At 69.1% G+C, this 9,025-nt stretch carries 9 protein-coding genes and 1 tRNA gene; 8 read left to right on the top strand and 2 right to left on the bottom strand.

Translation table 11 applies throughout. The features are described 5' to 3' along the window. Positions 1–9: 9 nt before the first annotated feature. Positions 10–99, bottom strand: a tRNA-Ser gene (locus ACFE7U_RS14700). A gap of 216 nt (positions 100–315) precedes the next feature. Between ACFE7U_RS14700 and ACFE7U_RS14695 the strand changes: the two genes are divergently transcribed. Further along, positions 316–969, top strand: coding sequence for an ABC transporter ATP-binding protein (locus ACFE7U_RS14695; RefSeq protein ID WP_375410467.1), 654 nt, complete (start codon positions 316–318; stop codon positions 967–969). A 114-nt stretch (positions 970–1,083) separates the two neighbouring features. Then, positions 1,084–2,328: a capsule biosynthesis protein gene (locus ACFE7U_RS14690; RefSeq protein ID WP_375410466.1), complete on the top strand. Its 1,245-nt coding sequence runs from the start codon at positions 1,084–1,086 to the stop codon at positions 2,326–2,328. Between the two features lie 46 nt (positions 2,329–2,374). Here the strand turns inward: ACFE7U_RS14690 and ACFE7U_RS14685 are convergent, their stop codons facing one another. Then, on the bottom strand, positions 2,375–2,860 hold the full coding sequence (locus tag ACFE7U_RS14685; RefSeq protein ID WP_375410465.1) for a YHS domain-containing (seleno)protein: 486 nt from the start codon (positions 2,858–2,860) through the stop codon (positions 2,375–2,377). Positions 2,861–3,027: 167 nt separating this feature from the next. Between ACFE7U_RS14685 and ACFE7U_RS14680 the strand changes: the two genes are divergently transcribed. The 6 genes from ACFE7U_RS14680 to ACFE7U_RS14655 form a co-directional block, all read left to right on the top strand. After that, entirely contained in the window at positions 3,028–3,636 is a 609-nt protein-coding gene (locus tag ACFE7U_RS14680) for a DUF1134 domain-containing protein (RefSeq protein WP_375410464.1), read from the top strand. A gap of 221 nt (positions 3,637–3,857) precedes the next feature. After that, positions 3,858–4,667 (top strand): hypothetical protein, encoded by an 810-nt coding sequence (locus ACFE7U_RS14675; RefSeq protein WP_375410463.1) that lies wholly within the window; start codon positions 3,858–3,860, stop codon positions 4,665–4,667. 194 nt (positions 4,668–4,861) lie between these two features. Then, positions 4,862–5,134 carry a 3',5'-cyclic-nucleotide phosphodiesterase gene (locus ACFE7U_RS14670; RefSeq protein ID WP_375410462.1) on the top strand — a complete coding sequence of 91 codons (273 nt, stop codon included), beginning with the start codon at positions 4,862–4,864 and terminating at the stop codon, positions 5,132–5,134. A 92-nt stretch (positions 5,135–5,226) separates the two neighbouring features. Then, the gene (locus tag ACFE7U_RS14665; RefSeq protein ID WP_375410461.1) at positions 5,227–5,535 is read left to right on the top strand and encodes a hypothetical protein; all 309 of its coding nucleotides are present in this window, start codon (positions 5,227–5,229) and stop codon (positions 5,533–5,535) included. A gap of 90 nt (positions 5,536–5,625) precedes the next feature. Continuing rightward, positions 5,626–6,897: a diaminopimelate decarboxylase gene (gene lysA / locus ACFE7U_RS14660; RefSeq protein ID WP_375410460.1), complete on the top strand. Its 1,272-nt coding sequence runs from the start codon at positions 5,626–5,628 to the stop codon at positions 6,895–6,897. 94 nt (positions 6,898–6,991) lie between these two features. Then, positions 6,992–9,025: TIGR02302 family protein (locus ACFE7U_RS14655; protein ID WP_375410459.1), on the top strand; the 2,034-nt coding region annotated here is incomplete at its 3' end.

The raw sequence follows: 9,025 nt of genomic DNA, 5'->3' as shown, positions 1-9,025 counted from the left end.
CGATATCAGTGGCGGAGGGAGCGGGATTCGAACCCGCGATACCGTTTCCGGTATACACACTTTCCAGGCGTGCGCCTTCAACCACTCGGCCACCCCTCCGTGCCCGACGACATGCTCCTTCGTCCTGCCTCGCGGCGGCGATGGCTCGGCATCGGGTGGCGTGCTGTACAGGTCACGCCGACCGGGTGCAAGGCGCCGTCGCATCATCGTCCCGAGGGGACGATCCGACGCCATCCTCAGATTCGCCGCTTTCGTCGGACCAAGACGGGCGGTGCCCGATGTCGCGCGGCGACTGGAGCTGGAGCAGACCCGGCGGTGATCCGTTTCGAGAACGTGACCAAAGTGTATCGCACCGAGGGCCATCGCCGCACGATCCTCGAGCGTGTGTCGTTCACCCTCAAGCCCGGCATCAGCTACGGCATCCTTGGCATCAATGGTGCCGGCAAGTCGACGACCATGCGGCTGATCTCGGGAACCGAGGACGCGACGCGGGGCAGGATCCACCGCAACCTGCGGGTCTCCTGGCCCCTCGGGTTCGGGGGCGGGTTCCATCCGGCGATGACGGGACGCGACAACGTCATCTTCGTGGCGCGGATCTACGGCGAGGACCCCAAGAAGGTCCTGGAATACGTCGAGGATTTCTCCGAGCTCGGCAGCTATCTCGATGTGCCGATCAGGACCTATTCGTCTGGCATGAGCGCGCGCCTCGCCTTCGGCATGAGCATGGCGATCCCGTTCGACTGCTACCTCATCGACGAGGTGACGGCGGTGGGCGACGGGCGCTTCCAGAAGCGATGCACGGAGGCCTTCGCGGCGCGGCGCGAGAACGCGGACGTCATCATGGTCTCGCACGACATGGAGACGATCCGGACGTGGTGCAGTCAGGGCATCGTACTGATCAACGGCCGCGCCATCGTCTACGAGAACGTCAACGACGCCATCGAAGTGTATCGCCGCCTCAATGCGTGATCGCCCCGACCTCCGCCCTCAGGCCATGCTTTCGCCGCGGGAAGCGGCCAGACTTTGCCCGATCATCGACGCGCAGGTCCTGCGTGCGACGGCCAGAATGGAAATCCGGCGTTCATGACGGTCGACATCCGCAACCCGCAGGGCCAGCCGCTCAGCACCGCCGACCGCTCCAACGCGGTGGCCGAATCCCTCAAGCAGGTGGCGCGCGTCTCGCGCTTCGTGGACCGGAAGAAGGGTATCCGGTCCTACCAGAGCCACGCCAAGCGGGATGTCATCACCCCCATCCTGTTCGTGGTGGTCTTCCTGATCCCCTCGGCGCTGGGCGCCTTGTATTACGGGCTCCTCGCCTCGGACCAGTTCGTGACGGAAGCGCGGTTCGCCCTGCGGCCGGCGATGGGCGCCGTCGAGAAGGCCAGCCCGGACCATGTCGGAACGAATAGCGGCGGCTCGATGGGCATGATGGTGGCCCAGGACAGCCTCGTGGTCGCCAGCTACATCGAGAGCCGGCCGATGATCGAGGCGATCGAGGGCTCGATTCCCGTGCGGAAGATCTTCTCGCGCGACAGCGTCGACTATCTCTCACGCTTCGATCCGGAGAAACCGATCGAGAAGTTCCTGAAGTACTGGAACAAGCGGGTCGGCGTGGGGATCGACCCCTCGTCCGGGATCATGACCCTGACGGTGACGGCTTTCGATGCCGGCGAGTCGCTGGCGCTGACGCAGGCGATCCTGACGGAGAGCGAGCGCATGGTGAATGCCCTCACCATGCGGGCCCGCGAGGATGCCGTCGCCGAGAGCACCCGCGAGCTCAAGCTCGCCGAGGAGCGGATGACCAAGATCCGCGTCGCGGTCGCCGCCCTGCGCAACAAGGAGGGAGTGCTCGACGCCCAGAAGACCAACGAGAGCAACCTCAAGGTCATCGGCGAGTTGCGCACCGCCCGGATCAACCTCGCCGTCCAGCTCAGCCTCGGCCAGCGCGACCTCGGCCCCGAATCGCGGCGCATCCAGGACATCAAGTCCCAGATCAAGGACCTCGACGACAACATTGCGCGGATCGAGCAGCAATCGGCGAGCCAGGACCCGGAGCGCCGGCGCGTCCTGGCCGATGTTCTGACCCGGTTCGAGGCGTTGGACAACGACCGCAAGGACGCGGAAAAGTATTACGCCAAGGTTCTGGCCGCCTACGAGCGGTCGCGGATCATGGCGGCGCGGCAGATCGAGTTCTTCACGCCCGTGGTCCAGCCGGTGATGGCCGAATCCTCCCAGCAGCCGCGCCGGCTCCTGATGACGAGCCTGATCGTCGCCGGCGCCGGCATCGCCTTCGCCCTCTCGGTCTTCGCCCGCAAGCAGATGGCCTGAGGAGGAGGTCCGGGACAGGTGACGGAACCGCCTCGCGGCTCCGCGCTCAATCGGGAAGCCGGGGGTCCTTGACGTCGTTGAGGGTCGGCCATCGCGTCTCGGCCTGCGCCACGAGACCCGGATCGCGGCTGGCGCGTTCGCGGTGCTCGGCATTGCGAAACAGGTAGAGGCGGTTCTCCCCGGCATGGACGAGGCGGGCGAAGACGAGGGGATCGGCATCGACGATCCGGCCCTGCGCGACCCCGACGGGATCGTATCCGGCGAGCCGCGGCGCGTAGACGGCGGGATGGTCGCGGAAGACCGCGCGGTTGGCGGCACTCGCGAAGCGCCAGGCCCGCCCCCTCCAGTTCAGCTCGAACGCCGGCCGGCCGGCCTGCGGTTCGCCGTCGAGGAAATAGGTCACCGCATCGAACCCGCGCAGGGCAAGGGTGTCCGGGAGCGCAGCCGCGCCGGCGCCGACGCCCGGTCGCACCAGGATGGCCGGGCCTGCGGCGGCGAGGAGCGTGAGGCAATGCCGTCGCGTTAACCACATCTTGCCGTGTTCCGAGTGATCATTGCGTTATAGAGGAGCCGGAGGAGGGATCGTCGATCTCGGGCTCCCGCCTCGCGATCGTAGGCGCACCACCCTCAAGAGACCCTTTACGCGGACCCCCCCCGCACGGGCCGTCCACACAGCGGATGACGAGACCGATGTCGAACATGCTGACATCCCCACCGGGCACGAAGCGGCTGCTTCGGCAGCTCGTCCTGCCGCTCCTCGCCGCATCGATCCTGTCGGCGGCCGTACCTGCCGTTGCCAGACCCGCCGGGGACGACGGTGACCCCGGGGCGTTCCGGCCGGGCGAGATCGTCGAATCGGGGCACAAATTTTTCGGCTCGGTCTCGCGCGGCCTCGGCAAGGCGGTGGAAGAGGCGACGCGGCGATGGGGCCAGCCGAACGGCTACATCCTCGGGCAGGAAGCGTCGGGCGCCATCGTCGGCGGCGTCCGCTACGGCGAGGGCACGCTCTATACCCGCAATGCAGGGCAGCGTCGCATCTACTGGCAGGGGCCGAGCATCGGCTTCGACGTCGGCGGCGACGGCGACCGGACGATGATGCTGATCTACAACCTGCCGGCGGTGGCCAAGCTCTACCGCCGCTTCGGCGGCGTCGACGGCTCGGCCTACCTCGTGGGCGGTGTCGGGATGAGTGCGGCGACCTCCGACGGGATCGTGGTGGTGCCGATCCGGACCGGCGTCGGTGCCCGCCTCGGCATCAATGTCGGCTACCTGAAATTCACGAGCCAGCCGACCTGGAACCCGTTCTGACCGGATGGTGGCATTGCGCGTCGCACCGGCTCGACGGTGTCGGTCAAGGGGTCCGCGGGTGAATGCCCGCTCGGCCACCGGGCAGGGTCCTCACCAAGCGCGAGTGCTGCGGCCTGTCGCCGAACGATACTGCAAGGTCTTGTCTTTGCATCGGCTTTCCCGAAAGCTGGTTCCGACTTCTCGGGCGAATCCGCTAGAACGGGCACGGTGAGCGTTTCCGCGTGATCGAAACCATCATGATCTTCGCGCTCGGCTTCCTTCTGGCGAGCCTGTGCGCACTCTTCATCCTGCCGGCGGTGAATGCGCGGGCGGCCCGGCTCGCCCGTCAACGGATGGCGTCGCTGTTCCCGCTCACCAGCGTCGAGATCGCCGCGGAGAAGGATTACCTGCGCGCCCAGTTCGCCGTGGAGCGGCGGCAACTGGAGCGGCGCGTCCAGGCGATCGGCGCGACGAAGCATGCCGACATGGCCACGATCGGCGTGCGCACCCTGGAAGCCGCAGCCCTCGCCCGGACCGTCACAGAACGCGAGGCGACCCTGACGGTCAAGGACGGCGAGATCGCAGCAGCGCTGGGGGAACGCGACCGGGTCGCCCAGGACCTTCAGGTCTCCCGCGACGAATTCGCCGTGGGCACCTCCACCCTTCAGGTTCTGGAGGATGCCCATCGGGCGCTGCTCGACGACTTCCTCAGGGCACGGCGCCAGCGGGATTCCGTCACGGCCGAAACGATGGCCGCGATCGATCCGGTGTCGGCCACCGACACCACCCTGGCGTCGAGAGAGGAGGCCACCGGAACGCCGCCTGGCGACGTCGCGGCGAGGATCGCGGCCCTGGAGGCCGAGCGGGAGAGCCTGCGGAGCCGTCTTGCCGCCGCCGAAACGGATCTCGCCCGGGCGTCGGATGCAGGCGCACGCGAGACTGCGGCCCTGCGCGACAGCATCACGGCGGTGGCCGACGCCCTCGTGCGCGGCGAGCGCTTGCCGTCCGTGACAGCGTTTCCGATATCGACCCCGGCGGCGAAAACGTCGTGATCCGGTCTCGGCTGGGATCACGAGCGGTCGACGGTGGCGCCATAGCCGTTGCGGATGCCCGAGGTCGCGGCGTAGAAGGCCGGTTCTTCACGCCATGACCACCCGGCCGCCTTGTTTCCACCATGCAAGCGCATCATCGCGTCCGGTATCCCATGTGCGTCTGCCACATAACTCTGAGACGGATCCGACCTCCTATGTCCTTGAAGCTGACATCGCTCGCCGTGATCCTCGCCGCCGGATTGTCCCTTCCCGCGGCGCAAGCCATGGCTCAGGCGGCTCCGCAGACCAAGCGCGGCAACGAGACCCTCAAGAAGTACTGCACGGGCGACTACCTGACCCATTGCGGCAACCTCTCGCCGGACGACCCGGCAATGGACAAGTGCTTCCAGACCAACTGGACGAAGCTGAGCGAGAATTGCCGCCGCGCGATCGACGCCTACGAGAAGACCACCGGCAAGAAGGGCTGAACCGGGGGCTTTTCACTCCAGCCCGGCCGTTTGCCTCGCATCGGCCGGCGCCAGCGGCTAAGGTAGGGGCAGCGAATGCCGGACCCTGCTCAATGCCTCCTCGTTCCCGCCACCTCACGACGCTCGCCGCACTCGGCCTCGTCGCCCTGGCCGTCTCGGCATGCGGCCGGCGCGGTTCCCTGGAGGCGCCGCCGGGCGCCGCCGCGCCGCGTCCGGCGAATTCACGGGCCGTGGCGGCGAGCGCCGGCACGCCGACCGCGAGCGTGGTCCAAGACGGCGACGAGCTGAGCCCGGCCGCCGTGGCCGGCGGTGGCTTCAATACCCCGCTGACGACCTCCCGCGGAGCCAAGCGTGGCTACGTCATCCCCCGGGAGCCGTTCATCCTCGATCCGCTCCTGTAGGGGCTCCTCCAGGGATTCCTTCCCACCATCCCGCTCCGGCCCGCCGCCTCCCGCGCTTGCCGGGCCTCGAGGCTGAGCGCAGCGCGTCCGATGCACCATTTCCATTATGAGAGCGGTCGCCTGAAGGCCGAGGACGTCGATCTCGCCGGCCTTGCCGATGCCTTGGGCACCCCGTTCTACTGCTACGCTACCGCCACCCTGGAGCGGCATTACCGCGTCTTCGCCGACGCCTTCGCGGGCGACGACGCCCTCGTCTGCTACGCGATGAAGGCCAACTCGAACCAGGCGGTGCTGACGACGCTGGCGCGCCTCGGGGCCGGCATGGACATCGTCTCGGAAGGCGAGCTGCGGCGCGCGCTCGCCGCAGGCGTCGACCCGTTGCGGATCGTGTTCTCCGGCGTCGGCAAGACCCCGGTGGAGATGCGCGCCGCCCTGGAGGCCGGCATCCTGTGCTTCAACGTCGAGAGCGAGCCGGAGCTCGAGGCCCTGTCGCAGGTCGCCGCCAGCATGGGCGCCACCGCGCCGGTCTCGATCCGGGTGAACCCCGACGTCGATGCCGGGACGCATGCCAAGATCTCCACCGGCAAGTCCGAGAACAAGTTCGGGATTCCTCTGGCGCGTGCGCGTGACGTCTACGCGAAGGCGGCGGCTTTGCCCGGCCTCGCGGTGGCGGGCGTCGACATGCATATCGGTAGCCAGATCACCGATCTCGCTCCCTTCGAGCGTGCGGCAGCCTTGCTCGCCGGTCTCGCCCGCGATCTTCTCGCCGACGGCCACAGCCTCCACCACGTCGATTTCGGCGGCGGTCTCGGCATCCCGTACCGCGACGACAACGCCCCGCCGCCCGATCCGACCGCCTTCGCGGCGATGCTGCGCCCGCATTTCCGGCCCCTCGGCCTGAGGCCGGTCTTCGAGATCGGCCGGATGATCGCGGGCAACGCGGGAATCCTCGTGACGCGGGTCCTCTACGTGAAGCGGACGGAGGGCCGCACCTTCGTCATCGTCGACGCGGCGATGAACGACCTGATCCGGCCGACCCTCTACGACGCGTTCCACGGCCTGCGCCCGGTCATCGAGCCGGCGGCGGACACGCCCCGCATCGTCGCCGACATGGTCGGCCCGGTCTGCGAGAGCGGCGACTACATCGCGCTAGAGCGCGAGATGCCCGAGCCCAAGGCCGGCGACCTCGTCGCGGTGATGAGCGCAGGCGCCTACGGCGCGGTCCAGGCCGGCACCTACAACACCCGGCGGCTGGTGCCGGAGGTTCTGGTGCGCGGCGCCGAGGCCGCGATCGTGCGCCCGCGCCAGACCTACGAGGAGCTGATCGGCCTCGACCGTCTGCCCGAGTGGCTGGCCGGCTGAGCGGATTTGACCCGATGGCCGGCCCCCGCCACCATGCTAGACTCAGGACATGGTGCCACCCGATAGGGACGGCGGCCAGGGGAGCCTTCGAAATATGGGCGAGGCCGACGACAGGATGACGCCGGTGGGCTCGGGCGACGACACGCTCCGCGTCCGTCTCGACCGCCTCGTCGCACGGGCCAATGCCGCACTGGTCTGGGAGCGGGCCTGGCCGGTGCTGTGGCGCGGGCTCGCCGTGGTTCTAGCCTTCCTCGCGGTCTCCTGGCTCGGTCTCTGGCTCGATCTCGGCCCGGGCGGCCGCATGGCCGGCCTCGCCCTTTTCACCGTCGCCTTCGCGGCGGCCCTCCTGCCCCTGGCGCGGATGGGGCGCCCGAGCCGGCGCGAGGCGCTGGCGCGGATCGACCGCGATGCCGCCGGTCGTTCCGGCGTGGCCCGTGATTTGGCCCACGATCCCGCCTCGGCGATCGAGGATACGCTGGCCGTCGGCACCGGCAATCCCGAGACCCAGGCGCTGTGGGCGCTTCATCGCCGACGGGCGGCGGCGGCCGTGTCGCGGCTCAAGGTCGCCGCGCCGAGGCCGGCGATGCCGCGGCGCGATCCCCTCGCCCTGCGGGCGGCGATCCTGGTGACGGCGGCGGCCAGCCTCTTCGTCGCGGGCACCGAATGGCGCCAGCGCATCGGCAGCGCCTTCGATTGGCGCGCGCCGCCCGCGGCCAGCCCGAGCTTCCGGGTCGACGGCTGGATCGATCCTCCGCTCTACACCCGGATGCCGCCCCTGGTGGTGACTCTCGCCGGCGGCGACCAGCGCCTTAGGGCGCCGGTCAACTCGACCCTGATCGTGCGCATCGCCGGCCAGGGCGAGGCGAAGCTCACCGCTCATGCCGGCCTTCAGGCGCTGCCCGGCAAGGATCCGCGGCCCGACCTGCGCGAGGATCGCTTCAAGCTCACCGGCGGGATCGCGGATCTCACCGTCGAGACCACGGGCGCAGCGCCGCAGCGCCTCATCGTCGAGACCATCCCCGACCAGGCTCCTGTGATCCGCAGCGTCGGGACGCCGGAGGTGAACGGTCGTGGCACGTTCAACCTCAGCTACCGGGCCAGCGACGATTACGGCGTCGCCTCCGCCGAAGGCGTGGTCGAAGCGCTGAAACCCGGCCGCGCGCTGGTGCCGCCGCCGCGCATTCCCCTCGCGTTGCCCTCCGACGCCAGCGGCGAGACCGACACCAAGACCCTCGTCGACCTTACCGATCATCCATGGTCGGGCGCGCGGGTGCGCTTCACCCTCGCGGTCAAGGACGAGGCCGACCAGGGCGCGCGTGGCCAGTCCGTCGAGATGACGCTGCCGGCGCGGCCCTTCCAGAAGCCCCTGGCGCGGGCGCTTGCCGAGGAGCGGCGGCGCCTGGTGACCGCGCCCGACGAGAGCCGGAGCCGCGTGCAGACGGCGCTCGACGCCCTGATGATCGCGCCCGATCGCTTTACGCCGGAGCTTTCGATCTTCCTCGGCCTGCGTACGGCGTCGCGCCGCTTGAAGGCCGCGCGCTCCGACGAGGCGCTGATCGAGGTGGCCGATCTCCTCTGGGAGATGGCCCTCAAGATCGAGGACGGCGACCTCTCGGACGCCGAGAAGTCCCTGCGCGCCGCCCAGGACAAGCTCAAGGAGGCGATCGAGCGCAACGCTCCCGACGAGGAGGTGAAGCAGCTCACCGAGGACCTGAAACAGGCCCTCGACAAGTTCATGAAGGAGATGGCCCAGCGCCAGGGCAAGGAGCCGCAGAAGCAGGGCGACCGCGGGCAGCAGAAGAATGCCAAGAGCGTCACGCCCGACGACCTCAACAAGATGATCGAGGACATGGCCGATGCGATGAAGCGCGGCGACACCGCGGAGGCCCAGCGCCTGCTCGAACAGCTGCGCGGCATCCTCGAGAACCTGCAGAGCGCCGAGCAGGGCGGCAAGTCCGACCCGCGCAACCGCGAGATGAGCAAGCAGGCCGAGGAACTCGACGAGATGGCCCGCGAGCAGCAGGGTCTGCGCGACGACACCTTCAAGGACGGCCAGTCCAAGCGCGGCCAGCGGCAGCCCCGCAACGGCCAGCAAGGTCAGCAGCAGCCCGGCGGCCAAGGGCAGCAG

Source organism: uncultured Methylobacterium sp. (genome assembly GCF_964251405.1).
Lineage (GTDB): Bacteria > Pseudomonadota > Alphaproteobacteria > Rhizobiales > Beijerinckiaceae > Methylobacterium.
The sequence above is the reverse complement of the archived record's forward strand: the minus strand, read 5'-3'. Positions and strand labels throughout refer to the sequence as shown.

Excerpts from the sequence above, each read along its gene's own strand:
- ACFE7U_RS14665 (WP_375410461.1), top strand. The coding sequence starts at position 5,227 with ATGCCTCCTCGTTCCCGCCACCTCACGACGCTCGCCGCACTCGGCCTC.
- ACFE7U_RS14685 (WP_375410465.1), bottom strand. The coding sequence starts at position 2,860 with ATGTGGTTAACGCGACGGCATTGCCTCACGCTCCTCGCCGCCGCAGGC.
- lysA (WP_375410460.1), top strand. The coding sequence starts at position 5,626 with ATGCACCATTTCCATTATGAGAGCGGTCGCCTGAAGGCCGAGGACGTC.
- ACFE7U_RS14670 (WP_375410462.1), top strand. The coding sequence starts at position 4,862 with ATGTCCTTGAAGCTGACATCGCTCGCCGTGATCCTCGCCGCCGGATTG.
- ACFE7U_RS14680 (WP_375410464.1), top strand. The coding sequence starts at position 3,028 with ATGCTGACATCCCCACCGGGCACGAAGCGGCTGCTTCGGCAGCTCGTC.
- ACFE7U_RS14690 (WP_375410466.1), top strand. The coding sequence starts at position 1,084 with ATGACGGTCGACATCCGCAACCCGCAGGGCCAGCCGCTCAGCACCGCC.